Genomic DNA, 26,105 nt, shown 5'->3' with positions numbered 1-26,105 from the left:
TCGGGCCGGTCACTCAGGCGGCTGCCTGGGTGGTGCCCTCGTGGAGCAGCAGCCGCTGCTTGCGCTGCAGGCCGCCCGCGTAGCCGGTGAGGGTGCCGTTCGCGCCGATCACGCGGTGGCAGGGGCGGACGATGAGCAGCGGGTTCGCGGCGATCGCGGCGCCGACCGAGCGGACCGCGGTCCGCGGGGCCCCGATCCGGCCGGCGATCCGGCCGTAGGTCGTGGTGGTGCCGTACGGGACGGTCTCGATCGCCGCCCAGACCTGCCGCTGGAACGCGCTGCCGGAGGGGACGCAGGTGAGGTCGAAGCGGGTGCGGGTGCCGGCGAAGTACGCGCGCAGCTGGCCGGTGACCTCCGCGAACGCCTCCGCGTCCACGGTCCAGCCGTCCCGGACGGTGACGCCGCCCTTCTGACCGGGCACCGACAGCGAGGCCAGCGCGGTGCCCCCGCGCGCGGTCCGTGACCGCTCGCCGACCAGCAGCAGCTCACCGAGCGGGCTGTCCATCGTGGTGTAGAGCGTCATGGTCGCTCATTCCTTTCCCGAGGAATCAGCATTCTGGAGATGCGCGTCATGGAATGCGCCGTCATCGGATTCCTCGTCCAAGGAAGAGTCTGCGACGTGTGCCGCACCGGGGCTGGCGGTATTCGGACGTGATATCGCGAGGACATGTGGCGGCCCCTTGGGGGCGGGTCTGGATGGTCGACAGGAGGTTTGGCGGCCAACGGTTGCGGCTACACAGTGAGGCGCGGTGAGGGGCCGGAACCCGCCGCCGGCCGCCAGTGTCTCGGAGGGGCGATGTCGCAGCTGGACCACGACCGGCGGCGGGAGCCGCTGGACGCCTCCCAGAATCCGCGCGTGAAAGCAGGCAGCAGGATCCGGAAGTACCTGACGACCACCGATCACAAGGTGATCGGCAATATGTATCTCGTCACCGCCTTCGGGTTCTTCCTGTTCGCCGGAATTCTCGCGATGCTGATGCGCGCGGAGCTGGCCCGACCGGGCATGCAGATCGTCAGCAATGAGCAGTACAACCAGCTGTTCACCATTCACGGCACGGTCATGATGCTGCTCTTCGCGACCCCGACGTTCGCCGGGTTCGCCAATGCCGTCATGCCCCTGCAGATCGGCGCACCCGACGTCGCCTTTCCCCGCCTCAACGCCCTGACCTACTGGCTCTTCCTCTTCGGCGGGCTGATGGTGGTGTCGGGATTCGTCGTGCCGGGCGGTGCCGCCCCCTTCGGATGGTTCGCCTACGCACCGCTGAACAGCGAGGTCTTCTCGCCGGGTGCCGGCGGCGACCTGTGGGCGGCGGGCCTGGTCGTCGCCGGTCTCAGCACCACCCTCGGCTCGGTGAATTTCGTCGCCACCATCATCACGCTGCGCGCCCCCGGAATGACGATGTTCCGGATGCCGATCTTCACCTGGAACATCCTGTTCACTTCCATTCTGGCGCTGCTCGCCTTTCCGGTCCTCACCGCCGCACTCCTCGTGCTGCTGGCCGACCGGAGGCTCGGTGCGCACGTCTTTGACGCGGCCAACGGCGGCGCGCTGCTCTGGCAGCACCTTTTCTGGTTCTTCGGTCACCCCGAGGTCTATATCGTCGCGCTGCCGTTCTTCGGTGTGGTGACCGAGATCGTGCCCGTCTTCAGCCGCAAACCGGTCTTCGGATACGTCGGCATGGTCGGCGCGACGATCGCCATCACCATGCTGTCCGCCACGGTATGGGCGCACCACATGTTCGCCACGGGCGCGGTGCTGCTGCCGTTCTTCTCCCTGATGTCCTTCCTGATCGCGGCACCGACCGGGGTGAAGTTCTTCAACTGGATCGGGACGATGTGGCGGGGCAGCCTGTCGTTCGAGACGCCGATGCTCTGGGCCGTCGGATTCATGGTGACCTTTCTCCTCGGGGGCCTCAGCGGTGTGCTGATCGCCTCACCACCCATGGACTTCCAGGTCACCGATACGTACTTCATCGTCGCGCATCTGCACTATGTGCTGTTCGGCACGATCGTCTTCGCGATGTTCGGCGGATTCTATTTCTGGTGGCCGAAGTGGACCGGCCGGATGCTCGACGAGCGACTGGGGAGGATTCACTTCTGGACGTTGTTCATCGGCTTCCAGACCACCTTCCTCGTCCACCACTGGCTCGGCGAGATGGGCATGCCGCGCCGCTACGCCGACTATCTCCCCGCCGACGGCTTCACCCTCCTGAACACCATCTCCTCGGTCGGTGCGTTCCTGCTGGGCCTGTCGACGCTGCCCTTCCTCTACAACGTCTGGAAGACCGCGAAATACGCGCCCAGGGTGGAGAGTGACGACCCATGGGGATTCGGACGGTCGCTGGAGTGGGCCACCTCGTGTCCGCCGCCCCGCCACAACTTCGTGGCCCTTCCCCGGATCCGCTCCGACTCGCCCGCCTTCGACCTCCATCATCCCCAGTACCTCGAACTCGCCCCGGGCGAACGCGGAACGTCCCAACCGACCCCGGACACCTTGGGAGACGAGCAGAAATGAAAGCCGAGGCGTATCTCTTCGCGGGCGTCGCGCTTTTCTTCCTGCTCACCGACGCGGTGTACATCTGGTTCGCCCGGGAACCGGCCGGCATCGCCGCGCTCACGGTGTCCTGCTTCATGGCGGTCGTCATCTCGTTCTTCTGCGTCGTGAACTACCGCCGCAAGGGCGAACGGCCGGAGGACCGGCAGGAATCCGAGATCCACGAGCGCAGCGGCCCACTCGACTTCTTCCCGCCGCACAGCGGCTATCCGATCGTGGTCGCACTGGGCGTGGCACTGTCGGGACTCGGCCTCGTCTACGCGGTGTGGCTGCTCCTCATCGGGCTCGGCGTCACCGTGTCCGCCATCTTCGGAATGGTCTTCGAATTCGCCCGCCGCGACGACTGAACGGGCCCGCTGAAGGTTCCCAGCCTCCCGGGGCGCCCGTAGTGGAGTGGCGGGCAGTCCGGCGTTCCCGTAGGCCGCGCAGGATGTCCTCGATGGCGTCCTGGGGAGGCGGCAGCCACCGGTTCCCCCTAGGGAGTCTCGTCCTCGCCCGCCCGGCCCGCGCCGGCCACCGGGTCCATCGTCTTTCCGGAAATCTGGAGACGCTCCTCCGCGGTGGCCGGCATGTCGACCCGGTCGCGGTAGTACCAGGCGCTCAGCACGGCGCGCAGCCGCTGCCGGCGCGGTGCCCGCTCGCCCGGATGCTCCAGCGGCGCGGGAACGTCCCGCACCAGCAGGCGGTAACGCTGGTCGGTGTCGAGCGGGCGGTTGCTCTCGCCGATCCCACCGTAGACGTTCTGGCTGATCTGACCGGTCTCCTCGCCCTCTTCGAGCAGCTGTCGGTCGTGGGCCTGCAGGGCCAGGCAGAAGCGCTTGGTGATCAGGAACGCGAGGATCGGGCCGACGATCACCGCGATGCGGAAGATCCAGGTCAGCACCTCGACCGAGACCTCGAAGACCGCGGCGACCACGTCGTTGCCGCCGGCCACCAGCAACACGGCGTAGAAGACGATCGCAGCGACCCCCAGGCCCGTACGGGTGGGGCGGTCGCGCGGCCGGTCACAGAGGTGATGCTCCATCAGGTCACCCGTCACCCACTTCTCGAAGTACGGGTACAGGTAGAGCACGAGGAAGAGCACACCGGGCAGCACCACCGCCGGGAGGAGCACGTTCCACATGATGGTGTGCCCCGCCACATTGGTCTCCCACGGGGCATCAGCCGCAACGCCCCTTCGAGGAAGCCCACGTACCAGTCCGGCTGGGCATCGGTGGACGCCTGGTCCGCCACATAGGGGCCGTAGTCCCACACCGGGTTGATCTGGGCCACCGCCCCCAGCCAGGCCACCACCCCGAAGACCATCAGGCACAGACCGGTGGACTTGGCCGTGAACTGCGGGAACATCGGCTGCCCGACGGCGTTCCGATTGGTCTTCCCCCTGGCCGACCACTGAGTGTGCTTCAGATAGACCACCATCACCAGATGCGCACCGAGCAGGGCGATCAGAATCGCGGGCACGAACAGCACATGCACCGTGTACAGCCGGGGAATCAGGATGTGGCCGGGGTACGACCCGCCCCACAGGAAATAGCTCAGATACGTTCCCACGACGGGAATGGACAGCACGATGGTGTTCGCGGTGCGCAGCCCCGTGCCGGACAGCAGGTCGTCGGGAAGGGAATAACCGGCGAATCCCTCCAGCAGGGCGAGCAGGAACAGCGTCACCCCGATCATCCAGTTGACTTCGCGGGGACGGCGGAAGGCCCCGGTGAAGAACACCCGCAGCATGTGCACGCCCAGCGCGGCCACGAACACCAGGGCCGCCCAGTGGTGCATCTGCCGGATCAGCAGCCCGCCCCGGACATCGAAACTGATGTCCAGGGTCGACGCATAGGCGTCCGTCATCACGAGCCCGTCCAGCGGGTGGAACGCACCGTGGTACGTGCTCTGGCTCATGCTGGGTTCGAAATACAGCGTCAGATAGCTTCCGGTCAGCACCAGTACCACGAGGCTGTACAGCGCGATTTCGCCCAGCAGGAAGGACCAGTGGTCCGGGAAGGCCTTGCGCAGCAGCTCCTTCGCCAGTTCGGAGACCGGGGCCCGGCGGTCCAGCGCGCTGTAGCTGGTGACGGCCGCCTCGCGGGCCTGCGCCGCAAGCCGGGCCTTCCGCTTCTGGAACAGCATGCTCCACTCCCTCTTCGCCCCTGCGGATGCCTCCCTGCGCCCAGCGCCGCACCGACGCGCACGGACCCGGGCACCCCGACCGCACGGAGCCGATCGAGCCCGGGCCCGACGGCCGCCACCTGCACTCTTTGGCGTACGGGCTCAGTCGGCCGTCCGGTCGGGGATCATCTGCGCCGCCGCCTCGCGCGAGGCGGCGCGGGCCTTCCGCAGCCGCCAGCAGCCGAACGAGGCGAGCGCCACGGCACCCGCGGCGTAGCCGAGCGCCATGGTGGCGGCGGCCCGCTGCGGTGGCGGCCAGTGCCGTTCCGCCGCGCGCAGCACCGCCTCATGGGCCGACAGCAGCGCCAGCGAGGCGCAGACACCGCCGGCGGTCAGGGCCAGGGAGCCCAGGCGCGTCCCGCGGGCCCTTTCGGTCAGTTCGCCCCTCGCCCGTTCGAGCTCCGCCTGGACCAAGGTGACCACCTCCTCGGATCAACCGTCCCGCCGCCCCGGAGAACCTGCCCATGGGGGCCGGCGGATGGGGTACGCCGCCGTTTTGGGTCGGCGGATGGGGTACGCCGCTGTTTTGGTTCTGCGGATGGGGTACACCACCGTTTTGGGCGGGCGGATCGGGCACACCACCGTCTTGGGCCGGCGGATCGGGTACGCCACCGTTTTGGTCCGGATGCTGCTCGGCCATCACACGAGCCCTTTCTCGACGCGTACCACGAGCGCACCGCCTAGCCGTAACACCTCCACGGCACGGCCAAACGGGCCGGGCGCGGCTGCCACCCACCTGGCGCGCCGCTTTCCGGCGCATGGCCGCGGTCCGGGCGCCGGCCGGGACGACGGCTTGTCGGGCCGCTCTTCCGGGCTGTCGGGCCGGCCGTCCGGGTTGTCGGGCCGTTCGTCCGGGGCTGTCGGGCCGGCCGTCCGGGCTGTCGGGCCGCTCGTCGGGTTGTCGAGCCGGCCGTCCGGACTGGCGAGCCGTTCGTCGGGACTGTCGAGCCGCCTTCAGGACCGCCGGGTGCGGCCCCGTCGGGTGAGGAAGTCCCGTACTCCGTCCAGCAGGCCGAGGCCGGGGCTCACCGCGCGGGTGGCCAGGGCGGAGTCCGGGGCGTTGGGCCGGGGGTGGGTCGGGGCGCTGTTCCTCGTCCGCCGGATCTTCTCGCCGAGCTCCCGCCGGGTGTGCGCGGGGCAGGTGGCTTGCAGCCGGGGAAAGAGCCGTTGTTGTTCGTCGAGGAAGTGACTGGTCACCCCGGTCGACAGGGTCAGGACCAGGGCGGTGAAGTCCTCGTCCTGCGCCTCCCGCTGTTCCAGCTCGTGCAGCAGCTCCTCGATGTTCTGGTGGTCGGACAACCCCTTCTCGGCCCACCGCCGCCCGTCCGCCACGTGGTCCCGCACGGCGGGGTACAGGTACGCCTTCTCCGCGACGAAGTGCCGGACCAGGGCGGTGGACACCTGCTCGACGAGGGCCTTACGGGCGGCACTTCCCGGTGCGGCGGCGCGAATACGGTCGAAGAGTCGCTGTACCGCGCGGTGGTCGGCGGTGAGCTCCTCGATGACGTCCGGGGCATCCGAGGTGCCTGGAGTGTCTGGGGTGTTCGAGGCGTCTGGGGTACCCGGGGTACCCGGGGTACCCGGGGTGTCTGGGGTATCCGGGGTGTCTGGGGTGTCTGGGGCGTCCGAGACGGGGCCCATCGGTCAGCGTTCCTTCGCGTAGGTGCGGGGAGGCTTCACCAGGGGGCGAATTTCCTCGCGGTGACACGGGTGTTGATCCTGTGCCGTTCCCTCGCTCACCGGCCCACCGTCCTCGGATGGTCTCTCACCTCATGTCCATCTTGATGTAGCGCACCGTGTCGGGCGCGCTGAAGGCGAGGGTGGTCAGCGTGGCGGCGGCCAATACGCTGACGGTGACGCACCGCGATGGCGGAATGGCCGCGTCTTCCGGACGCGGACCATCGGGGCGCGCCGACCGGCTCGGTCTCGTCCGTCGCGCAGAAGAAACGGCGCCCCAGCCCCGTGGGAATATCCCGGCCGTCGTCGTCCACCAGGGTGACGCCGCTCTGCATCCGGCGAAGACTCCGGCCGTCCGGCGGGGTGGGGCACGGCCATACGTTGGCTTTGGAGTGGCCAACCCGTGGGGGCCAACCCGCGGCGGCCACCCCATGGGCGTCAATCCATGGACATCAATCCAGGGACGTCGAGCGTAGTTCCGCGATGACTTCCGCGCCCGACGGCGCGTTCTCCGGGTCCACCAGCCACTGCAGCATCAGACCGCTCAGCAGGGCGAGCGGTACCGAGCCCCCGAGACCCTCCCGCGCCATGCGCTGCCCCTCGGCGAGGTGCGCCCGTACCTCCGGTGACCGTTCGGCCTGCACCGCGGCCTCCAACTGGGCCACCCACAGGGCCCGGTGCGTGGTGAAGCTGTCGATCAGTGCCTGCCAGCGCTGCTCCGGGGTACCTTCGGGCGCGCGACTCGCGAGCTCGTCACCGAGCTCGTCCACGGCCTTCACGAGCGCCTGCGTGAGCAGCGCGTCCCGGGACCCGAAGTGGTAGCCGATGGCGGCATGGCTGACTCCGGCCGCTGCCGCGATGTCCCGGACGGTGGTCCGCGCCCAGCCGCGTTCGATCAGGCACTGCTTCGCGCCGGCGAGGAGGTCCTCTCGATTTCCCATGTCCGCAGCGTATCCGAGGGTTGTCCGCATGGTTCAGCCGCATGGTTCATCCGGCTGGTTCAGCCACTTGGTCGACTTGAAGGCGGCCCTCCACGACCGATCCACCGCTCCGTCCCTTGGTTGACCAAATGGTTTATCCAAGCGGTTTGACCATTTGGGCAAATCCTGGCTATGGTCATTCCCATGACTCACGCAACGGTTCTGATCTCGGGTGCGAGCGTGGCCGGACCCGCCCTCGCCTACTTCCTGCACCGCGACGGCTACGACGTCACCGTGGTCGAACGCGCCCCGGACCTCCGGGACAGCGGGTACGCGGTCGACTTCCGCGGCGCCGCGTTCGACGTGCTCGACGACCTGGGCATCCTCGCCGAGGTGCGCCGCCACGAGACCAAGATGCGCGGCACATCCCTGGTGGACGAGGCCGGCACCGAGACCGGGATGCTCCCGGCCGAAGCGTTCGCCGGCGAACTGGAGGTTCCGAAGCGGGAGTTGACCCGGATCCTGCACCGGATCACCACGCACGACGTGGAGTACGTCTTCAACGACTCGATCAGCGCGCTCACCCAGCACGACTCCGGCGTCGCCGTCGAGTTCGAGCGCGGCGCGCCCCGTACCTTCGACCTCGTCATAGGGGCGGACGGGGTGTACTCGAAGGTCCGGCAGCTCGCGTTCGGCCCGCACGCCGACGCGGTGCGCCACCTCGGCCTCTCCGGCGCCGGCTTCAGCACCGCGAACTACCTGGGCCTCGACCGCAGCGGTGTGCTGCAGCATGCACCCGACACGGCGATCTACGCGTTCAGCGCCAGCGACGCGGACCGGCTGACGGTCAGCCTCTCGTTCGCCACCCCGACGCCCGCGCTGGACCGCTGCGGCCGGGAGGAACAGGAGCGGGCGCTGCGCACCGCGTTCGCGGGACGCGGCTGGGAAGCGCCGCGACTGCTGGACGCCATGAGCGAGGCCGACGACTTCTACTTCTCCTCAGCCTGCCAGGTCCACCTGGACCGCTGGTCGCAGGGCCGGGTCGCCCTGCTCGGCGACGCGGGCTACTGCGCCGCGCCCACCAGCGGAATGGGCACCTCCCAGGCCCTGATCGGCGCCCGGACGCTGGCCCGACACCTGGCCGGCGCGAACGGCGACCACACGACCGCCTTCGCCGCCTACGAGGCGGAACTGCGGCCGTACGTCGCGGAAAACCAGGCGACGGGGGTGGAGGGGGCGGCGATGTTCGGGGGCGGGGGGCGATGATGGCCGGCCGGTGGCTACTGGTCGCCGCCGCTTGGTCGGTGGGTGGCGAAGAGGGAAGCGCGAACTGAGCGCTTCGGGTCACTTCCCAGGAGCTTCGCCGCGCGGGACGGTGAAGTCCGTGAGGGTGGCGGTGCCCGGCGCGAGGTCCGCCCAGGCGCCCCGCAGACCTAGGACCGCAATCCCCGACGTAGGGAACTTCGCACGCACCCGCCCCAACGCCTCCCCGTCCCCGTCCGCGTCCCTGCCCCCCTCTTCCTCTTGCTTTCCCTCTCCCTTTCCCTGTTCCGCCAGCGCCAGCACCACGTCCTGGACGCCCGGCTGATGACTGATCAACAGCACCGTCCGCCGCTGCTCCGGAACCTCGCGCAACACATTGAGCAGCTCGGCGGCGCTCGCTCCGTAGACCCGTGGCTCGAAGACCACCTCCGGTCGGGCGTCGAGCTCCGGTGCGACGAGGTCCCAGGTCTCGCGGGTGCGGCGGGCCGTGGAGCACAGGACGAGGTCAGGCACCCACCCGTCCGCCAGCAGCCGGCGCCCGGCCGCAGGTGCATCCCTGCGGCCACGCTTGCCCAGCGGGCGCTCGTGATCAGGCACGTCCGGCGGCCAGGCTGACTTGGCGTGGCGCAGGACCACCAGCCGGGCAGGAATGGGCGTCGTCATGCCTTCATTGTCCTCCGGGGCACGGTGGGCGCGGGGCGTGGAGCCCGGCCCGGTCGATGCTGTCGCTCATGCTGCTGCTCGGTGCTCGGTGCTCGGTGCTGGGTGCTCCGTGCTCCGTGCTGACGGGCGCTAGGTGGACCGGCAGCCGCTCGACGGTTAAGTACGTAGCCCCCTCCACCATCAGCCCACCTGAGTACCTGCCCCCTGGCAACCACGCTCTCCGGCCACGTTGACTCACCCCATGACCGACGACGCAACTGCTCTGCCGCCTCACCCTGCCCCCACCCCATACGCGCCAGAGCCCGTCGCCCACCGCCACGCCGCACCTGCCACCGTGCCCCCGGCGCCCCACCCTGCCATGCCCCTCCCCGGCCCCGTCCCCTCCCCGGCACGTCGGCTCCGCGACCCGTTTTGGTGGTGCCCACCGCTGGTCGCAATCGGGGTGATCGGCGGTCTCTACCTCCCGGCCTTCACCCTCTACGCCTTCGCCACCATGGCCACGGATTCCTGCGGCCCGGATCACTGTCCGGCCAACGTGACCGTCCCCCTGATCAGCGCACCCTTCCTCTATGCGACCGGCGCATGCCTTGCCCTGCTCACCTGCGCCTTCCCCTGGACCATGCGTTGGCGCAAGGCGCGGTTCTCGGTCGCCTGGGTCGGTACCGCAGCCTCCGCGTCGGTCGTGCCACTGCTTCTCTTCGTCCTGGTCTGAGATGCCGGCGCGAATCGGTGTGGCTGTGGCCTGACGTGGCTTTACGGCACCGAGTGTGTCTCCAGCGTGTCCCCCGTGAAGTGCGCGGACGCCATTGGCTGCCCGTGCTGGTGCCCGTACCGCTACGGGCACCAACACCCGGTGCCCGTGTCGAGCGCTGCCGTAGGCCTGCTGCAGGCGACAGCCATCGCCATCTTGCCGAACGTGGACCGGCCAGCAGGTCGAGGTCCACCCAGCGGTTGAGGAGCACGGGTGGAGAACCACGACCGCCGGACCAACCCTGGGGCCGACGCCTCTCCACCCTCCCAACTCCTAACGTCGAGGCAAGTGGTCGTGACGGTTGTGCTGCACGGCCACACACCTCGTCATCTCTACTTCTCTACTTCTCTACTTCGTTCGGACAGCTGGGGGACTCATGAACACCGTGGAAGGCAGGAAATCCATGGCGGGTATGAAAAGCACGGGTGACGCGGAGGCCATGAAATCCTTCGATGGCACGGCAGCCACGGAAGGCGTGGACGCCACGAATACGGACGGCAGACACCGAAGGCGCGCCTTCCTCATCCCGCTGATCGTCAACATCCTTCTGCCCTTCGTCGTGTACTACGTGCTACGCGCGCAGGACGTCGCCCAGTGGCAGGCGTTGCTGTTGAGCGGTGCCATCCCGGCGGCGCACGCAGTAGGCACCGCCGTGATACGCCGACGCGTCGAATTCTTCGACCTACTCGTGGTCGGCCTGCTGGTCGTGTCGGCCGTCACCTCACTGATCAGCGGCAGCCCGCGGATACTGCTGCTGAAGGACGCGGCCATCCCCGCCGTCCTGGGGGTATGGATCCTGAGCTCGCTCTTCGCGGCCCGGCCGTTGGCGTACCAGTTCGGACGCCGACTACGCGGGCCGGGTGCGGAGGAAGCGGCGGAACGCATGTGGTGCGAGCGGCCGGACTTCCGTGCCGCGCTCCGCGGACTCACGGTGCTGTGGGGCGCCGCGCAACTGCTCGACGCCGCATTGAGCACCGTCGAGGCATTGGCGCTGCCCGTTGACCTGGTGCCCGTGATCGGCCGCTTCCAGTCCCTCGGCATATTGGCTGCCACGGTGGCACTCACCGCGCACCACAGCCGCGCCTTCCACAAGAGCCACGGCATATCCCTCTTCGGCTCATGAGCAGCGGTCAGTCACCACGCCGTCTACATATCGGCCGCCATGCTGCCTATGAGCCTGCGACCCGTACCTGTGCCTGCCACCTTGGGGCTTCCGGCACCGACAGCCACGGCCTGCCCCAGACCAACGACCTCGCCTTCCCCATATCGGCCACCGGCTCAGCCCAGGCACCAGCCACGGACCACACCCGCGGTTCATGCCCACACGCCAGGTCGCCTTACGCCGGGGCAGCCCAGGACGAGGCGGGGGCGGGGCGAGGAGGAGGAAGGCAGCCGGGGCGGGGGCGAGAAGGGGGAAGGCAGCCGAGGTGGAGGAGGGGGAAGGCAGCCCAGTGGAGAAGGGGGCCGGGCGGAGGCCGGAGGCGAGGTGGAGCAGAGGCGAGGCGGAGGTCGGAGGCCAGGCGGAGGAGAGGGCGAGGCGGAGGGGGCGGAGGGAAAAGGGGAGGGGAGGGGAGGGGAGGGGGAGGGGAGGGGAGGGGGAAAAGGGGGGAAGGCCAGGCCCCTATCGGACGGGAGTGTGCGGCCGTGGTGTGGCCGTCGTCCTCATCTGGTGGCGTGCCGTGCTGCGCGCGTTGCGGGTTGCTCTGCCACGGTTGCTGCCAGGGACCAATGGCCAATCGACCCCGAGGGGACCGCACGGTGGCGGCTGTGTTGTCTGCGCTGTTCGCGCTGCTGGCGGCCGTGGGCAATGCCACGGGCACCGTGCTTCAGCGCCTGGCTGCACGGACCGTACCGGCGGGTGACGCCTTCAGCCCCAGGTTGGTCCGGCACCTGGTGCGTAGTCCGGCATGGCTCGGAGGGATCGCCGTGGTGGTCGGCGCCGCGGCGTGCCAGGCGCTGGCGCTGGCGCTGGGTTCGCTCGTCCTGGTCCAGCCGATCCTGGTGACCGAACTGCCGCTGGCGCTCGTGATCGCCTGCGCGCTGGCCCGCCGACGGCTTCCGGCGGCCGGCTGGGCCGGTTCCCTGAGCGTCGCCGTCGGCCTCGGTCTGGCGCTGGCAGCTGCCGCGCCGTCCGGTGCGGGCACCGAGGTTTCGTCGGCCACGTGGGTGGTGACGCTGTTGGCCACCGTCGGCGCCATCACGCTGTGTGCCGCGGCAGCGGCGCCTCGTCCGCGGGGGAAGGCCCGCGCGGCCCTCTTCAGCGCCGCCTCCGCGATCGGTTACGCCCTGACGGCAACCTTGATGAAGTCCGCGACCGACACGTTCAACCAGCACGGCCCGAGCGCCTTCTTCGCCTCCTGGCAGACCTACGGATTTGTGGCGGCCGGGGCATGCGCACTGTTTCTGCTGGCCAACGCGCTGGAATCCGGCCCGCTGGTGGTCTCCCAGCCCGTCCTCACCCTGGGAGAGGCCCTCGTCAGCCTGGCCCTGGGCATCGTGGTCTACGGAGACCGCGTACGCACCGGATGGTGGCTGATCCCGGAGGCGATCGGGGCAGTGCTGGTCACTTGGGGCGTGCTCATCCTGCCAAGGGTCCAGATGGAAGACGAGAGAGAGCGGGAGGGGGAGGGGGGAGCGTCCAGGACGGAGGAGCAAGGGCCGACTCCGGGAGGCACCGCCACCTGACGGCCCGCCCGTCCTCGTGCAGGCCCTGCACCTAGGACGGCACCCTTACCGGACACCAGCGCCTGCGCCATCGGGACAACATCGCTTGCCGCTTGCCGCTTGCCGCTTGCCGCTTGCCGCTTGCCGCTTGCCGCCTACGCCCCTGCCGTTTCGCCTGCGTCCCCTGCCTTTCGGCCTGCGTCCCCTGCCTTTCGGCCTACGTTCCCTGCCTGTTGGGTTGCCTCGTCGCCTGAGCGCACCCACGTCGTAGTCCCGACCGGCCAAGTAGGGTGCTGCCATGGGCAAGGGGACGGGGCGGTGGCCCACGGTAGATCTGGACAGCGGCGTCGAGGATGCGACGCTGCTCATCCTGGAGTGGCTCGGTGAGCAGGGGATCGGGGCCATGATCCGCATCGATGCGGAGCGCCTGCGCGAGGGCCGGCCAGCGTGGACCTTCGCCGCCGGTGGTGGGCCGTTGCCGCCGATGAGAGCTGACGGCGCCTCGGTCGCCGAGTGTATGGGCCGCGCCCTGAGCCGAATGAGAGAGGCTGGGGTGGCCGTTCCCTTCTGAGCCAGCCGAGGCCCCGTCATTCCCGTGTGCTGCGACGGCTGACGGCCGATGGCTGACGGTTGCCGGTCTGACGGTCGGCGGACGAGCCGTCGCAGCGGGCCGGAGCAGGAGGGGCAGCTCATGGCTGGTCAGCAGGTGCGTCCGACGTAGTGCGCGCCCTGGATCCTGGAAGCGGAGCCCAGCCACGTACGGCCCGGGCCCACGCAGCGCTGGTAGTCGGGGGCCCAGGCGACCTCCACCTTGATCACGACGTGCGAACCGTCCGTGGTGCAGTGGCGGTAGTACGCATCACTGCCCGTCTTGTAGAAGCCACATGGTTCCTTGGCCAGGGCGATGGCCTGACCAGGTGCGGAGGTGACCGCACCGTAGAATGCGGCGGCACCGAGCAGGAGAGCGGCAAAGCGGCGCATGGAACACCCTTTCTCAGAGATAGACTTGGTGCCTTTGTTCGTTCTTACGGCCTGAGTCGGCCCTTCTCACAACACCAGTTGGTCCGCCGCCGTGTCGGTCGACGCGTGCGGCTCCGCATGACTCCCCCTCGCGGAATCGTCCATGCGCAGGACCGCACGTGTGGGTGACGGCAGAATGGGCCAGATCGGGGCCCGGAGTATGGGGTGGGGTTCGTAGTGAGCGCAGGCCCGATGGAGGCGGGCGGGCAGGGGTGGTTGGTTTCTCCTGGGGTGCTCGATGCGTATCGCGTCGCGTGCGGCAGGATGACTGATCGCGTCAGGACTACTACGTCTTGCGGGACGTTCACGTCTTCGTCTACGTACATGGACACGTACACGTACGCGCACACGTCTGCGGTCGGGCCCCGGCGCATTCGAAGTCCTAGAGACAAGCAGGTAAAACCGAATGATGGAGCATCACATGCGATGCGTGGCAGTGGCAGGGCTGCACTTCCCGGGAGTGGGGGTTGACCGGTGAACCGTGCTGTCACGCTGCATGACCTGATCATTGCCGGTGCCGCGCTCATTGCCGGTATCGTCGCCGGGCTCTTGTGCAAAGCGGTGTTGCGGTGGCTGGGAAAGCACGCGAGCAGAACGCGATGGAGCGGCGACGACGTCATTGTCGATTCACTGCGATCCGTGGTGCCCTGGGCGGCGATATCCGGCGGTCTGGCGGCTGCGGCCGCTGCGCTGCCGCTGACGCCAACGGTCGGACGGAACGTCAACCGGACGCTGACCGTGCTGCTCATCCTGGTCGTCACGCTGACCGCGGCCCGGATGATCACCCGGCTCGTGAGGTCGCTGGCCCAGTCACGATCCGGCGTGGCCGGATCGGCCACCATTTTCGCCAACATCACCCGCATCGTGGTGCTGGCAATGGGTGTTCTGGTCATCCTGCAGACCCTGGGCATTTCCATTGCCCCTCTGCTCACCGCACTCGGTGTGGGTGGCCTGGCGGTCGCCCTGGCATTGCAGGACACCCTCGCCAATCTCTTCGCCGGCGTGCACGTATTGGCTTCGAAGACCGTGCAGCCCGGTGACTACATTCGGCTCAGCAGTGGGGAGGAGGGATACGTCGTCGACATCAACTGGCGTAACACCGTGGTGCGCCAGCTCTCCAACAACCTGGTGATTATCCCGAATGCCCAGCTGGCCGGCACCAACATGACCAACTTCACTCGGCCGGAACAGCAGTTGTCGATCCTCGTCCAGGTTGGCGTTGGCTACGACAGTGACCTTGAACACGTCGAGCGGGTCACCTTGGAGGTCGTCAAGAGCGTGATGACCGACGTCAGCGGCGCCGTTCCGGAACACGAACCGGCCGTTCGTTTCCACACCTTCGGGGACTCTCGGATCGGCCTTACGGTGATTCTGGGAGTGGGTGAATTCAGCGACCAGTATCGGATCAAGCATGAATTCATCAAGCGGCTGCACCAGCGGTACCGGGACGAGGGCATCAGGATTCCCGCGCCGACACGGACGGTGGCACTACAGCACCCGGAGGGCGTTGCGATTCCACAGCAACGGGGGACGTCGGACCCGGTGTTGTAGGCGGTGGTAGGCAGTGAGGTGAGGTGAGGTGAGGTGAGGTGGGGGCGGGGATCGGGTGGCGGGTGGCGGTCGGGTCCTCGCCTGCGCCTGGCGCGGGTGCCGGTGCGGCTCCTGACCCGGCTCCACCAGTCCTGGCCTGTCTCCACCAGTCGTGGTCTGTTTCCTCCAGTCCTGGTCCGTCTCCACCAATCCTGGTCCGTCTCCACCTCTCATGACGGTATCCGTCGCCATGGCCCTCGACATGCTGGTATCCGCCGACATCCCCGCAGTGGTGGCGGGTCCCGGCGCTCCGTTGCGCACTGTGGGCGGTGACAAGCGGGACAGACACCGCCTGCAGAGAGGGAGCGCGATGGATATGGATAGGGATACCGCGATGGACACGGGTGCGGTCATGAACCGTGCGGCTGTGGGCGCGGCGGAGCGCACCGTGCTGGTTATTGGCGCGACGGGAAACGTGGGCCGCCAGGTAGTCACTCAGTTGTTGGCGACTGATGTAGGCGTAGGTGTCCATGTACGGGCCCTGACCCGGCACCCGGATTCGGCTGGCCTCGGGTACGGCGGCATCGAGGTACGGGCCGGCGACCTGGCCGACGCCCGCGGCCTGGAAGAGGCACTGGAGGGCGTTGACCGGGCCTTCCTCATGTGGCCCTTTCATACGGCTGACGCCGCGCCCGCTGTCGTCGATGCGCTACGGCGGCACGTAGACCACGTCGTCTTCCTCTCCTCGGGGGCCGTTCAGGACGGGATCGCCCCCGAGCAACAGCGGCACCCGGTAGGCCGCTCGCACGCCGCGGTGGAGCACCTCATCGAACGGTCGGAACTCGGCTGGACGCACCTACGTCCCACCACCTTCGCCAGCAACACCCTCTGGTGGGCCGACCAGGTCCGCACCGGCGACGTGGTGCGCGGCGCCTACGGAGCGGTGCCCATGGCGCTGCTGCACGAGGCCGACATCGCCGCCGTCGCCGTACGCGCCTTGACCGAGGAGGGCCACGACAAGGCGGTCTACGCACTGACCGGGCCCGAAATCCAGACCCAGGTCGATCAGGTGCGCATCATCGGAGAGGCCATCGGACGGCCTCTCCGGTGGGAGGAACTGTCACGGGAGGCCGCCCGCCAGCAGCTGCTTGCCGACGACACCTTCCCCGACTCCTTCGTGGACACCCTGCTGGACGGGTACGCGGAGATGCTTGACGCCCCGCGTCCGGTCACGACCACCACGGTCGAGGACGTGGCCGGGCGGCCGGCACGGACTTTGCGCCAATGGGCCGTTGACCATGCTGCCGACTTCCGTTGACCTCCTGGCTGGCTGTTAGAGAGCGCGCAGGGCGTCGCCGAGGTCCGGGCCGTAGGAGGCCCAGCACTGGATGTCCCCGGCGTCGGAGACGAGATCGCCCAGATACCAGTTGCCGTCGCCCTCGCTGTCGTCATTCCGGTCGCTGGTCCGGACCGCGCAGATGCCGTCGAGGTTGATCGCGTAGTCGGCCTGGAGGGGGCTGCCGTTGTGGGTGACGGTGCCGACGGGGGTGAGCAGATGGGCTTGTGGGCAGCCGGTGAGGCGCTGGACATCCGCCAATGTCCAGGGCTCGGGCAGGCGCACGCCGCCGCACGGTCTGTCCGCTCGTTCGCCGTCCGGTTCGGTATGCGGTGCGCCGTCCGATTCGGTGGCGGGCTTGGGGTTGGGCTTGGGATTGGTGGCGGGGACCAACTCAACCACTGCGTGGCCGAGTTGGGGTCGGATCCACTCTCCCTCGCGCTCAATACCGAGGACGCCTCCGAGGAACGCCATGTCCAACGTTCCCGTTAGCGTCTCCCAACGGAACGGGACCTGGGAGACGTGCGAGGGGAAGTCGTCCTCGGCGGTCGTGCCCGGCCCGAACGACGGCTTCGGGCGCGGGCCGTCGTCGGTGTATCGGTGGGCGAAGAACGCGGTGATCCAGCCCGTGACCCGGTCGCCGCCCGAGGCCGATTCCCACTTGTAGAGGGAACGCCAGAAGTCCTGGTCGACACCCCACCCCGACGCCGTCGCCCAGATCGCGTCCAGCACCGGCTGCAGTGCCGTGAACCACGGCCGCAGCCCTTCGAACCACCCGCCAGTTCCCGCACCCGAGCCGCCAGCAGACGCCAGTCCCGGTCCGTGCCCTCCAGTCGGATGCGCGGAATGCCGCAGAGGGTCTCCCACCGAAAGCGGTAGTACGGGCTGACTGCGTCCATCAGTGCCACCAGCATGGCCGTGGCGTCCGCGTCCGTGGTGGTGGAGAAGGTGGGCTGGAAGAGGTCGGCGACCTCGTCACCGATCCGGGCGCGCAGTGGCTGTTGGACGAGGTTGATCGAGCGCTCCCAGTCCAGCGGGGCCAGGTCGTCCCGTACGACGATGGTCTGCCGGTGTCCGGGCGTCTCCGTGAAGATGCCCTCGTACGTCTCCGGGTTCAGTCGGATGTGTACGGCTACCTCGTGCACGACGGCGTACCAGAGGACGTCGGGCGAGAGGCTCAGGGGGAGGTGAGCGGTGAAGCAGATGTGAAGGGCGCGGAGCAGGAGGCTGGAGGTGGGTTCGGCGATGTCCGGTGCGCTGGTGGGCCAGCCTATGAGGCGGTCGGTGCTGCGGTGGTGAAAAAGGTGCGCCGGCGGTTGGTCGCGGAGCGTCGCCCGTAGGAATCTCTCGTTGCCGAGTTCGGTGAGTTCCGCGCCGAGCCTGGCGGCCTTGTCGTCCGCTCGGTCTACTTCACTCGCTTCGTATGCTCCGCCTTCTCCGCCTTCTCCGCCTTCTCCGCCTTCTCCGCCTTCTCCGCCCTCTTCGTCCAGCGGCAGGTCTATCTCGTATGCCATCGGTACCCCTCGGTCCCCCTCCGCTCCCTGATACGCCGATCCGAAGGGCCTGATGCACGGCGATCGTCCGTGATCTTAGAACGTCGAAGGTCGAACGCTGACGACCGGCAGAGAGCTGAACTCAACATCGGTGCGGCCCCAGCGTGGCATGGAGGCCTCTCGTCGATCGGCTCGGTGATCTCGTCGTCGAATCCTCGCTCCGGGTGTTTGCTCGGCGTCGAGCAACTGCCACTCACCGTAGTGGCGGGTTGGCGAGTCGGGGGCCGCACCGGATGCGACCGCGGTCCGTGGAGCACAGCATGGCAACAGGGACGCCGGACCGGACGGAGCCGACCGGAGGTTTCGTATGAGCCACCCTGACACGACGCCCAAGCCCGACGACGCGCCGTCACCGAGCGAGCCGCAACGCCCCGACGCCACCCGGGGTCTCAACCTCTTCCTCGGCTTCGCCCCTTGGATCATTTTCGCCGTGGTGGCGAGCCCCAGTTCGTGGGGTTTTGCGGCGCTCGCCGCGCTCATCACGGCGATCGGTGCCAGCATCCCCGACATCCGGCGCCGCAGCCTGAAGATCCTGGACATCGCCGGTCTGCTTTTCTTCGCCGTCATCTGCATCCTGTCGCTGGTCCTCGACCGTCACGCCCTGATCTGGCTGGAGACGTACGCCCAGACCCTGTCCGCCGGGGTCCTGGCCGTTGTGGCCTTCACATCCCTCGCCTTCATGCCGTTCACCGAGCAGTACGCCCGGGAGTCCGTGCCCCGCGTGTACTGGGGGAGCCCGCTCTTCCGGCACGTCAACCGGGTGCTGACGGCGGTGTGGGGAGCGGTGTTCCTGGTGACGGCCTTGCTCGGTGTCCTCGCCCTGCACACCACGTCAGGGGCGGACTGGTTGAACTGGATCATCCCGATCGCGTTGCTCGTGGGCGCGGTCCGCTTCACGAGGTGGTACCCGGACCAGGCCCGGGCGCGAGCTCAGCAGTCGGCTGCCTCGGCTGCCACGTAGGCGTCGGGGGGCGGCCCATCGACGCGAGGAGGGAGAGGGCCGGATTCACCCGTACGTGTGCTGCACCGCAATTCGAACATGTGATGCAATCTTCGTGTGACTCCTCCCTACGCCTTCCCTGAAGATCTCGTGCAGGCTCAGCGCGCCTGGTACACCGCGTACCGAGAGCTTTCGCACGAGGAAAACCCATCCCAGACCACGGTGCTGCGCCGCAGACTGCAGCAGTTGTCGGTGCGGATCGCCACGCACCCGTACTGGGCGAGCATCCCGGGCCGGGCACCCGCCGCACGCATGGCGCTCAAGCAGCAGACCTGGGAGCTCGTCGAGCCTGCGCCCGAGGAGGTCAGGCCGTGATCACCTGTACGCACCACGCCCTCCGCGGACGAAGCGCGAGCACTCCGCGGAAGTTGACCGGTGACCTGTACGTGGGGGCCGTCTTAGCTCCACAGGGGGGTACGTCAACGATGCGAAAGAGGCCCGCCGCCCACCATCAGAGACCCCTCTGGCCACCTCAGACGACGTAGGGCCACAGGCTGACGCTCTCCCGCCCGACGCGGACCTCGACCCATGTCCCATGGGCTTCGTCCGGAGGTGGTGGGTCGGCGAGGTCGAAGAGGATTTGGCTACCGCTACCCAGGTGCAGGAAGGCCGCTCCGTCTCCGGTGAGGTTCAGCCGGCCTCGGAAGACGATCTGGTCGCCGTCCTCGTGCAGTGCGGGCGTGGCGTCGGCAGCCGGCCGGGGGTTGCCGGCCCAAATGATGTCTTCCTCCACAGTCCACTCGACGTGGTGTCCGCGATCCCTATCCTCCGGGGCGCCCTGCCAGCGCACCACAGCAGTGCCAACTCCCTACGAGCCTGGCTCTGCATCTGTATCCGCATCTGTATCTGTATCCGCAGCCGCGGTCGCGCCGGCCGCACCCGCACCTGTACCCGCATTCGCGTTTGCAGCCGAGATGTGGGGTGGTGCCAGTTCCGCCCGGCAAAGTCGGGCCGGGGCGCCGTCGCGGCGGATGTCTTCCTTGAGGAGGTCGGCCCAGTTCGGGCGCCAGTGGGCGGCTCGGTGTGCCATTTCGAGGCGGACGGTGTGGGGGAGGGTGGCGACGATTCCACGTTTGGCCGGCCACCAGCCCGGCAGGCAGTCGTAGCCGCGCTCGATGGTGCTGTTGGCGTTGGCGTTGGTGTTGGTGTCGGTGACAGCGTTTGTGTCGGTGCCGGCGTCGGTGTTGGTGTCGGTGTCGGTGTCGGTGTCGGTGTCGGTGTCGGTCACTGTTATGCGGATGTATAGCCAGCGGCCCCGTTCGGGGTCGGCTTCCGCGTTTCGTAGGGCGGCCAGCAGCGTGGCTGCCTCGCCGAAGATCCGTCGGCCCAGCACATCCAAGAATCCGTCCGCGCCGCGGCCGTAATCGGTGTCCCCGGCATCCACGAACGTTGCCGAGAGCACAGAACTCCCGTCCGTTCGGGGTCCGTTGGCGCGTAGCCAGGCGATCAGCCACTCCCGTTCCGGCGTGGCTGGCGGTGCCGGGCGGTTGAGTTCGGTGGCCGCCTTCATCTCCACGGCGAGTACCGCGGCGTGCTGTTCGGGGAGCCAGCACGGGACCCTCCGATCGGTGGGCTCGCCCTGGCCGACCGGCAAAACGGCGGCACCGTTCGGGACCGGGGCGGCAGCGGTTCGTCGGTGTGCCGCCTCGCGCTCGCGTACGGCGGCCGGGTCCGCGCCGTCGGCCACCAGGGCATCGCAGACCTGCCGCACCTCGCTGTCGTCCGCCGGGACCATGCTGTGCACACCGTCGTCGTGCACCTCGACGGGGTAGGCCGCCCGTCCCCACTCCCGGCCGTCCCACCAATACACAAAGCCGATCTCCTCGCCGCCGGTGATGACGTCGTCGAGCCACTGCCATGGCAGCCAGGAGGGCCCGTCGGCCAGCAGGTCGACGGGCGGGGCGAGGCCGACAGTGTCGCTGTAGTCGTGATCGATGCCGTACAGCACGGCTCGTCCGCCGTCGACCCAGGACAGGGCCCACCAACCGTTCCCCACGTCCTCGGAGCGCAGTCCGGTCTCGTCAAGGCGGTAGTTGTGAAGGGGGAGCTGTTGCTCGCTACTCCAGGCGGCGAGGGTGGCGGCGTGGGACCAGAGGACGTCGGGCGACGGGAGGTGCGGGGGTTCGTTTGTCATCACTGTGCCTGGCCGTTCGGAACGCGTGGGGAGAGGTGGGGATGGGAGGTGGGAATGGGAGATGGGTGGTGGGAGACGGGAGACGGGCGGTGAGAGATGGGGAGTGGGGTGTGTGCTGGGTATCGGGCAGCGTACGTGACGTTGGGGGTAGGGAGGCAAGTGCGCCTTGACAAACGGGAATTGTCAAGGCGTACTTGCCTCATGCCTCTCCCAGACTTGGACGACCTGATAGCGGAAGTCGACAGGACCTGCGATGCCGCGCACCGGCCCGGCGGGCAAGAGCAGCCGGACTGGCTCGCACTGCTCACGGTGGCGGCGAACCTGGCCGGTCAACTACAAGCACTGGCAGACGACTTGGTCGAGGACTACGTCGAGCACTGCCGGATGCACGGCAACTCGTGGACGGACATCGGTACGGCGCTGGGGGTGACCAGGCAAGCCGTGCAGCAGCGCTTTCACGCACCCCACAAGCGCTACGGGCCCGAGACCATGACGGACGACCTCCGTCAGGCCATGGTGCATGTGAAGCAGGCCGCGGTGCATCACCGCAACAACTACATCGGGACGGAGCACCTGCTCTGGGGCCTCACCGCGGAGGACAACACGGCAACGTGTCTGCTGCGGGCCGCCGACGTATCGCCCGAGGACCTGCACCAGGCCGTCGGGGCGCGACTGAGCATGGGGGCCTCGCAAGCGGCGGAGCGGATTGCCTGGACGCCCTACTCCCGTAAGGCCATCGCGATCGCGGAGGAGCGGGCCGAGGCGGCGGGTTCGGCAGGTATTGACTGTGACCACCTGCTTCTGGGGCTCGCCCAGATCGGTCGTGGAGTGGCGGCCGGGGTGCTCAGTGAGGCCGGAGTGGATGCGGCGACACTTGAAGACCGCATTCGTCTTCGCGGCTGAGCTGCCTGGCGCGCGGTGCGCGCGGTGCGGACTGGGCGGACTGGGCGGACTGGGTGCACTGGGCGGACTGGGTGCACTGGGCGGACAGGCCGGACGGGGCGGACTCCATGGGTCCTGCAAAGTTCCCGCAAAGACCTGATGCGGCTGTCTCCTCCTCCCACGAAAACCTGACGGGTGGACGCAGTTGCCATGCGGGGCGCGGCTGCCGATTCGCCAGGCCAACGGGCCCGGGATGATGCGGATTCCGTTGATCGTCGGGGGTTGTGCCCATGTTGCCGCCGTGCCATTTTCGCTGTGCCATGGTGCAGGTCGGCGTGACTGGGCGACTCGATTCCCTTCCGGCCGGACGCCAACGGCCGGACGCCAACGGCCGGACGCCACCGGGCGGACGGCGGAGAGATGGAGGGCGCCATCAGTCAGCTCGCCAGTCGCCGTGCGCAAGCCGTTGCCGTGATCAGCCGGGGGTTGGGCGGAGTGCCCGCCCCCGGTCTGGTCATGGGTGGCGTGCTCGGTCTGCAGTGCGGGGCCGCGCTGACCACCCGGCTCTACCCCGTCGTGGGCCCGGCGGGAGTGGTCAGTCTGCGCCTGTGCCTGGCGGCCGTCGTCCTCACCGCCCTGTGGCGCCCCGGGCTGCGCTGGGACCGGACCACCCTCGGTGTCGCGGCCACCGCCGGCACCCTGCTCGCCGTCCATCACCTCAGCTACTACGAAGCGGTCGACCGTCTTCCTTTGGGCGCCGCCACCACGATGGAGTTCCTCGGCCCGTTCGCCATCGCGCTGTTCGGCTCGCGCCGGGCCGCCGATCTGCTGTGGGCCTGCCTGGCTGCGGCGGGCGTCGTGCTGCTCAGCCACTCCGGCATTCCGCTCGACGCAGCGGGACTGGCCTGCGCCCTCGTCGCCGGATGCTGCTGGGGCGGCTACATCCTGGTCGGCAAGAGGCTCGCGGAACGCGTCCCGGACGGGCGCGGCCTGGCCCTCGCCGTCGCCTGGGGCGCCCTCCTCAGTCTCCCGTACGGCATCGCCCAGGCGGGCCTCAGACTCCTCGAACCCACCACCCTCGCCCTGGCCGCCGTCGTCGCCATCCTCTCCAGCGTTCTGCCCTACACCTTCCACCTTGAGGCCCTCCGCCGGCTGCCGCCCCGCACCTTCGGCGTCCTCACCAGCCTCGAACCCGCCGTCGGCGCCCTCATCGGCCTCGTCGTTCTCGGCCAGCACCTGGCCGTCCCCCAATGGGCCGGTGTCCTCGCCGTAGCCCTCGCCTCCATCGGCGCCACCCGCGCCCAGGGACGCACCGGTCTCAGGAAGAGGGTGGGCAGTTCGTGATGCGGGCCGGAATACGACGGGTAGGCGTCGCGGACGCGTGGTGCCCAGGCAGCGGGCGTACGGTCGATCGGGCGATGCCGGGGCTCATGCAGGTGAACGGACCGGTGTTTTTGGTGCAGTTGTAGGGAGGCCGGCGACGACAGCGCCCGCAGTGAAGACGTCGGGGTGGGCGGCCGCAGCCCACCGTCCCTTCGGCGTCGTGTGAGGGTTGCGCCGGGGCACGGTGCTGTTCGGAAGTCAGTCAGCCGCGGAGGAACGTGAGGACCGAGTCGGTCTGGTTGAGGAGGGCGTGACCGGCCTCGGGGAGGACGTTCACGGTCGCGTGGGGGAGGCACTGGCGTACCCGCCGGGCGGTGCCCTCGGAGTCGAACATGGCGTCGCGGCGGCCGACCGTCACCAGCGTGGGCATGGTCAGGCGGCGCAGCGCACTGTCGGGGAAGACGGGGAGCCGCTCGGTGCGGGGCTTGAAGTGAGTGAAGGTCAGCATGACGTGATCGAGGAGATGCTGGGTCTCGGGGGCGCTCAGGCCGGTGACGGCCGCGGTTGAGCGGTGCGCTCCCCGGCGTCCGAACGCGCGCAGGAGTACGGCCTTGAACAGCCAGGCGACCTTCTGCCGGCCCACGCCGCCGGGGCAGAGCAGGGCCAGGCGGGTCACTCGGTCCGGCCGGCGGGTGGCGTAGTCCAGTGCCACCCATCCGCCCAGGGAAGTGCCGACGATCGCCGTGCGGCCCACGCCCAGATACTCCAACACCTCGTCCAGCCAGAGCGCATGGGCGTCGGAGGACAAGCGTGGGCGGGAGGGGCACTCAAGCCCGGTTCGCCTATGAGGTCGACGGCGTACGTCCGGAAGTGCCGCGACCAGGAGGTGATGTCGTCCTGCCACATCGTCGTGTTCGCTCCCGATCCGTGGAGCAGCAGTACGGGCGGCGCGTCCTTCGGACCGGAGACGAGGACGAAGGTCTCGCCTTCACGGGTCGGTATCCGTACCTCCTCGGCGGGGACCGGCCAGTCCTGGAGCATCTCCCGGTAGCGCTGCTGGATCTCCCGCGCACCGGCTTCAGTCTTGTAGATCGTGCTTGTGTTGGTGCTCGTGCTCGTGCTCGCGCTCATGGTCCCGTTTTTCCTCGTGTGGTCGTCCTCGTGCTCATGTCGCGAGCACTCCTTCCATGCATTCCAAGAGCCGGGCCGTGTCGGCGAGACCGCCCAGGACGATGACCTTCAGTCGGCCCCTCTCCTTGTCGTGGGCCGTCTCGATCCGCAGGGGCGCATGGCCCGGGCCGCGGTTGGTGGCCACGCTCATCAGGAGGTTGGTCAGGCGGTCGACCGTCTCGGGGGCGATCGCGTCGATCTCGACGATGCTGCAGACCTCGGTGTGCTGTTGCCTTTGTTGGTGCGGTCGCTGTTCGTCCGCGTCGCCCGGAGGCGCGGGTGCCGGGCGGCCGGTGAAGGCTTCCAGGTCCTCGTGCGCGATGCGGTACTGCTTGCCGATACGGACCGCGTGGAGACGTCCGTCCCGCACGTAGTTCCGGATGGTGCGGACATGCAGGCCCAGGTGCTCCGCTACTTGCTCCACGGAGTAGAAACGATCAGGCATGAAAGTACCTTAACTTCCCCTACTGGTGGGGGCAATGAGGAAGTTTGAGGAAAGTGGGGAATGTTGGGGAGCGGTGTGGCGAGTAGAGGTGGGGAGTAGCGGTGGGGAGTAGCGGTGAGGCGAGGCAAGGCGAGTGAGGTGAGTGGCGGGAGGTGCTGTGCCTCGGTGCCCAGGGGCTGTAAGCCATCTCAGTGGCCGTGAAGGGAAGCCGGGTGGCTGTGCAGCCGGTCGGGGGTGAGGTGGCGTCACGATGGGGCGATGGAGGAGAGAGACTCCCTGGAGGCCACGCCGGGCAGGGTGCTGCGTACGCCGCGGGCGGCTGGCGCGGCCGGAGTGCTGGCGGGGCTGCTGCTGGTCGCCGTACTCATGATCGTCCGCATCAGCTTGCCCTCCGCGATCCCGGCCCGCGCGGCGGGGTGGCCGTCGCGATCGTCCCACCGTCAGGTCCTGGAAATCGCCCTGGGCCTGTTGCCGTTCGCCGGCATCTTCTTCCTGTGGTTCATGGGTGCTGTGCGGGATCACATCGGGCGCACGGAGCGGGGCATCGGGCGTCCGGCGAGCGCCGGCTCGGGGGATGAGGGGGAGCGGACGGAGAACAGGTTCTTCGCGACTCTCTTCCTGTGCAGCGGGCTGATGTTCACCGCCTTGATGCTCGCGGCAGGAGCCGCCGCCGGCGGCCTGCTCGCCATCACCGGCCACGTCCCGGCCGGTGTGCAGGACCTGTGGACCTACGGACGTGCGACGCTCACCTTGCTGGTGAGCTATGCCATGCGGATGGCCGCGGTGTTCACGCTGTCCACCACGACCATCGGACTCGCCTTGCGGGTCTTCCCACGCTGGCTCGCTTGGCTCGGCTATGCGGTCGCGCTCGTGCTGCTGTTCGTCGTCGGTGCCGTCCCCTGGGCCGAACTGTCCTTTCCGGTATGGATGTTGGCCACCAGTGTGTACATCCTGGTGGCCTCCTTCCGCGCACGGTGAGGGGCGGCGAGCCCGATGAGGGGCCGCGGGTGGTGAGGGCCGAGGGCGGTGAGGGGGGAGCGGGCCGCTGGGGCTC

Annotated in this window: 26 protein-coding genes and 2 pseudogenes; 15 read left to right on the top strand and 13 right to left on the bottom strand. The window is 68.7% G+C overall.

Going from position 1 to position 26,105, the window contains the following annotated elements:
- Positions 1 to 13 precede the first annotated feature (13 nt).
- Positions 14 to 523, bottom strand: coding sequence for a methylated-DNA--[protein]-cysteine S-methyltransferase (locus tag OJ254_RS24140; RefSeq protein WP_265364026.1), 510 nt, complete (start codon positions 521 to 523; stop codon positions 14 to 16).
- Positions 524 to 796: 273 nt separating this feature from the next.
- On the opposite strand from OJ254_RS24140, the gene ctaD reads away from it, so the two are divergent.
- Together ctaD and ctaF are read left to right on the top strand one after the other, a co-directional pair.
- Positions 797 to 2,515 (top strand): aa3-type cytochrome oxidase subunit I, encoded by a 1,719-nt coding sequence (gene ctaD / locus OJ254_RS24135; protein WP_265364025.1) that lies wholly within the window; start codon positions 797 to 799, stop codon positions 2,513 to 2,515.
- Complete coding sequence (gene ctaF, locus OJ254_RS24130; RefSeq protein ID WP_265364024.1) at positions 2,512 to 2,901, top strand: aa3-type cytochrome oxidase subunit IV; 390 nt, start codon at positions 2,512 to 2,514, stop codon at positions 2,899 to 2,901. Before ctaD ends, ctaF begins: the two co-directional genes overlap by 4 nt.
- A 128-nt stretch (positions 2,902 to 3,029) precedes the next feature.
- On the opposite strand, the pseudogene qcrB reads toward ctaF, so the two are convergent.
- The 4 genes and pseudogenes from qcrB to OJ254_RS24110 all read right to left on the bottom strand — a co-directional run bounded on the left by qcrB (position 3,030) and on the right by OJ254_RS24110 (position 7,338).
- Positions 3,030 to 4,681: pseudogene (gene qcrB, locus OJ254_RS24125) on the bottom strand (cytochrome bc1 complex cytochrome b subunit).
- A gap of 141 nt (positions 4,682 to 4,822) precedes the next feature.
- A complete protein-coding gene (locus OJ254_RS24120; protein ID WP_265364023.1) occupies positions 4,823 to 5,143 on the bottom strand; it encodes a phage holin family protein in 321 nt (106 codons plus the stop codon).
- Positions 5,144 to 5,674: 531 nt separating this feature from the next.
- Complete coding sequence (locus OJ254_RS24115; RefSeq protein WP_265364022.1) at positions 5,675 to 6,361, bottom strand: hemerythrin domain-containing protein; 687 nt, start codon at positions 6,359 to 6,361, stop codon at positions 5,675 to 5,677.
- Between the two features lie 488 nt (positions 6,362 to 6,849).
- Positions 6,850 to 7,338 (bottom strand): TetR/AcrR family transcriptional regulator, encoded by a 489-nt coding sequence (locus OJ254_RS24110; RefSeq protein WP_030417210.1) that lies wholly within the window; start codon positions 7,336 to 7,338, stop codon positions 6,850 to 6,852.
- 183 nt (positions 7,339 to 7,521) lie between these two features.
- Here OJ254_RS24110 and OJ254_RS24105 point away from each other — a divergent pair, with 183 nt between their 5' ends.
- Positions 7,522 to 8,583: an FAD-dependent monooxygenase gene (locus OJ254_RS24105; protein ID WP_265364021.1), complete on the top strand. Its 1,062-nt coding sequence runs from the start codon at positions 7,522 to 7,524 to the stop codon at positions 8,581 to 8,583.
- A 78-nt stretch (positions 8,584 to 8,661) separates the two neighbouring features.
- Here OJ254_RS24105 and OJ254_RS24100 read toward each other — a convergent pair whose 3' ends face one another.
- Positions 8,662 to 9,243 carry a SixA phosphatase family protein gene (locus tag OJ254_RS24100; RefSeq protein ID WP_265364020.1) on the bottom strand — a complete coding sequence of 194 codons (582 nt, stop codon included), beginning with the start codon at positions 9,241 to 9,243 and terminating at the stop codon, positions 8,662 to 8,664.
- A 442-nt stretch (positions 9,244 to 9,685) separates the two neighbouring features.
- Between OJ254_RS24100 and OJ254_RS24095 the strand changes: the two genes are divergently transcribed.
- The 4 genes from OJ254_RS24095 to OJ254_RS24080 all read left to right on the top strand — a co-directional run bounded on the left by OJ254_RS24095 (position 9,686) and on the right by OJ254_RS24080 (position 13,229).
- A complete protein-coding gene (locus OJ254_RS24095) occupies positions 9,686 to 9,955 on the top strand; it encodes a hypothetical protein (RefSeq protein ID WP_265364019.1) in 270 nt (89 codons plus the stop codon).
- A gap of 415 nt (positions 9,956 to 10,370) precedes the next feature.
- Positions 10,371 to 11,117 (top strand): VC0807 family protein, encoded by a 747-nt coding sequence (locus tag OJ254_RS24090; protein WP_265364018.1) that lies wholly within the window; start codon positions 10,371 to 10,373, stop codon positions 11,115 to 11,117.
- A gap of 635 nt (positions 11,118 to 11,752) precedes the next feature.
- A complete protein-coding gene (locus tag OJ254_RS24085; protein ID WP_265364017.1) occupies positions 11,753 to 12,679 on the top strand; it encodes a DMT family transporter in 927 nt (308 codons plus the stop codon).
- A gap of 277 nt (positions 12,680 to 12,956) precedes the next feature.
- Complete coding sequence (locus OJ254_RS24080; RefSeq protein ID WP_265364016.1) at positions 12,957 to 13,229, top strand: hypothetical protein; 273 nt, start codon at positions 12,957 to 12,959, stop codon at positions 13,227 to 13,229.
- 128 nt (positions 13,230 to 13,357) lie between these two features.
- Here the strand turns inward: OJ254_RS24080 and OJ254_RS24075 are convergent, their stop codons facing one another.
- Positions 13,358 to 13,639: a DUF6355 family natural product biosynthesis protein gene (locus tag OJ254_RS24075; RefSeq protein ID WP_265364015.1), complete on the bottom strand. Its 282-nt coding sequence runs from the start codon at positions 13,637 to 13,639 to the stop codon at positions 13,358 to 13,360.
- A gap of 513 nt (positions 13,640 to 14,152) precedes the next feature.
- On the opposite strand from OJ254_RS24075, the gene OJ254_RS24070 reads away from it, so the two are divergent.
- The gene (locus OJ254_RS24070; RefSeq protein ID WP_265364014.1) at positions 14,153 to 15,229 is read left to right on the top strand and encodes a mechanosensitive ion channel family protein; all 1,077 of its coding nucleotides are present in this window, start codon (positions 14,153 to 14,155) and stop codon (positions 15,227 to 15,229) included.
- Positions 15,230 to 15,458: 229 nt separating this feature from the next.
- On the top strand, positions 15,459 to 16,526 hold the full coding sequence (locus OJ254_RS24065; RefSeq protein WP_265364013.1) for an NAD(P)H-binding protein: 1,068 nt from the start codon (positions 15,459 to 15,461) through the stop codon (positions 16,524 to 16,526).
- Positions 16,527 to 16,541: 15 nt separating this feature from the next.
- Here the strand turns inward: OJ254_RS24065 and OJ254_RS24060 are convergent, their stop codons facing one another.
- Positions 16,542 to 17,276, bottom strand: a complete 735-nt coding sequence (locus tag OJ254_RS24060; protein WP_265364012.1) for a DUF4419 domain-containing protein — start codon at positions 17,274 to 17,276, stop codon at positions 16,542 to 16,544.
- Positions 17,277 to 17,380: 104 nt separating this feature from the next.
- Positions 17,381 to 18,058, bottom strand: a pseudogene (locus OJ254_RS24055) (DUF4419 domain-containing protein); the annotation flags it as partial.
- A gap of 346 nt (positions 18,059 to 18,404) precedes the next feature.
- On the opposite strand from OJ254_RS24055, the gene OJ254_RS24050 reads away from it, so the two are divergent.
- Together OJ254_RS24050 and OJ254_RS24045 are read left to right on the top strand one after the other, a co-directional pair.
- Positions 18,405 to 19,058 carry a DUF3159 domain-containing protein gene (locus OJ254_RS24050; protein ID WP_265364011.1) on the top strand — a complete coding sequence of 218 codons (654 nt, stop codon included), beginning with the start codon at positions 18,405 to 18,407 and terminating at the stop codon, positions 19,056 to 19,058.
- A gap of 96 nt (positions 19,059 to 19,154) precedes the next feature.
- On the top strand, positions 19,155 to 19,412 hold the full coding sequence (locus OJ254_RS24045) for a hypothetical protein (RefSeq protein WP_265364010.1): 258 nt from the start codon (positions 19,155 to 19,157) through the stop codon (positions 19,410 to 19,412).
- 157 nt (positions 19,413 to 19,569) lie between these two features.
- On the opposite strand, the gene OJ254_RS24040 is transcribed toward OJ254_RS24045, so the two are convergent.
- Both OJ254_RS24040 and OJ254_RS24035 read right to left on the bottom strand, forming a co-directional pair.
- Positions 19,570 to 19,830 carry a hypothetical protein gene (locus OJ254_RS24040; RefSeq protein ID WP_265364009.1) on the bottom strand — a complete coding sequence of 87 codons (261 nt, stop codon included), beginning with the start codon at positions 19,828 to 19,830 and terminating at the stop codon, positions 19,570 to 19,572.
- A 75-nt stretch (positions 19,831 to 19,905) separates the two neighbouring features.
- Positions 19,906 to 21,231: a hypothetical protein gene (locus OJ254_RS24035; RefSeq protein WP_265364008.1), complete on the bottom strand. Its 1,326-nt coding sequence runs from the start codon at positions 21,229 to 21,231 to the stop codon at positions 19,906 to 19,908.
- 216 nt (positions 21,232 to 21,447) lie between these two features.
- Here OJ254_RS24035 and OJ254_RS24030 point away from each other — a divergent pair, with 216 nt between their 5' ends.
- Together OJ254_RS24030 and OJ254_RS24025 are read left to right on the top strand one after the other, a co-directional pair.
- The gene (locus OJ254_RS24030) at positions 21,448 to 22,134 is read left to right on the top strand and encodes a Clp protease N-terminal domain-containing protein (RefSeq protein WP_265364007.1); all 687 of its coding nucleotides are present in this window, start codon (positions 21,448 to 21,450) and stop codon (positions 22,132 to 22,134) included.
- A 474-nt stretch (positions 22,135 to 22,608) separates the two neighbouring features.
- Entirely contained in the window at positions 22,609 to 23,457 is an 849-nt protein-coding gene (locus OJ254_RS24025; protein ID WP_265364006.1) for an EamA family transporter, read from the top strand.
- A 241-nt stretch (positions 23,458 to 23,698) separates the two neighbouring features.
- On the opposite strand, the gene OJ254_RS24020 is transcribed toward OJ254_RS24025, so the two are convergent.
- Entirely contained in the window at positions 23,699 to 24,244 is a 546-nt protein-coding gene (locus OJ254_RS24020; RefSeq protein WP_265364005.1) for an alpha/beta fold hydrolase, read from the bottom strand.
- A 36-nt stretch (positions 24,245 to 24,280) separates the two neighbouring features.
- On the opposite strand from OJ254_RS24020, the gene OJ254_RS24015 reads away from it, so the two are divergent.
- Complete coding sequence (locus tag OJ254_RS24015) at positions 24,281 to 24,487, top strand: hypothetical protein (RefSeq protein WP_265364004.1); 207 nt, start codon at positions 24,281 to 24,283, stop codon at positions 24,485 to 24,487.
- Positions 24,488 to 24,601: 114 nt separating this feature from the next.
- Here OJ254_RS24015 and OJ254_RS24010 read toward each other — a convergent pair whose 3' ends face one another.
- Positions 24,602 to 25,051, bottom strand: coding sequence for a helix-turn-helix domain-containing protein (locus OJ254_RS24010; protein WP_265364003.1), 450 nt, complete (start codon positions 25,049 to 25,051; stop codon positions 24,602 to 24,604).
- A 297-nt stretch (positions 25,052 to 25,348) separates the two neighbouring features.
- Between OJ254_RS24010 and OJ254_RS24005 the strand changes: the two genes are divergently transcribed.
- The gene (locus tag OJ254_RS24005; RefSeq protein WP_265364002.1) at positions 25,349 to 26,029 is read left to right on the top strand and encodes a hypothetical protein; all 681 of its coding nucleotides are present in this window, start codon (positions 25,349 to 25,351) and stop codon (positions 26,027 to 26,029) included.
- Positions 26,030 to 26,105 lie beyond the last annotated feature (76 nt).

The sequence above is a fragment of the Streptomyces endophytica genome, from assembly GCF_026153355.1.
Taxonomy (GTDB): Bacteria; Actinomycetota; Actinomycetes; order Streptomycetales; family Streptomycetaceae; genus Streptomyces; species Streptomyces endophytica.
This window is presented reverse-complemented; position numbering and strand designations above follow the sequence as displayed.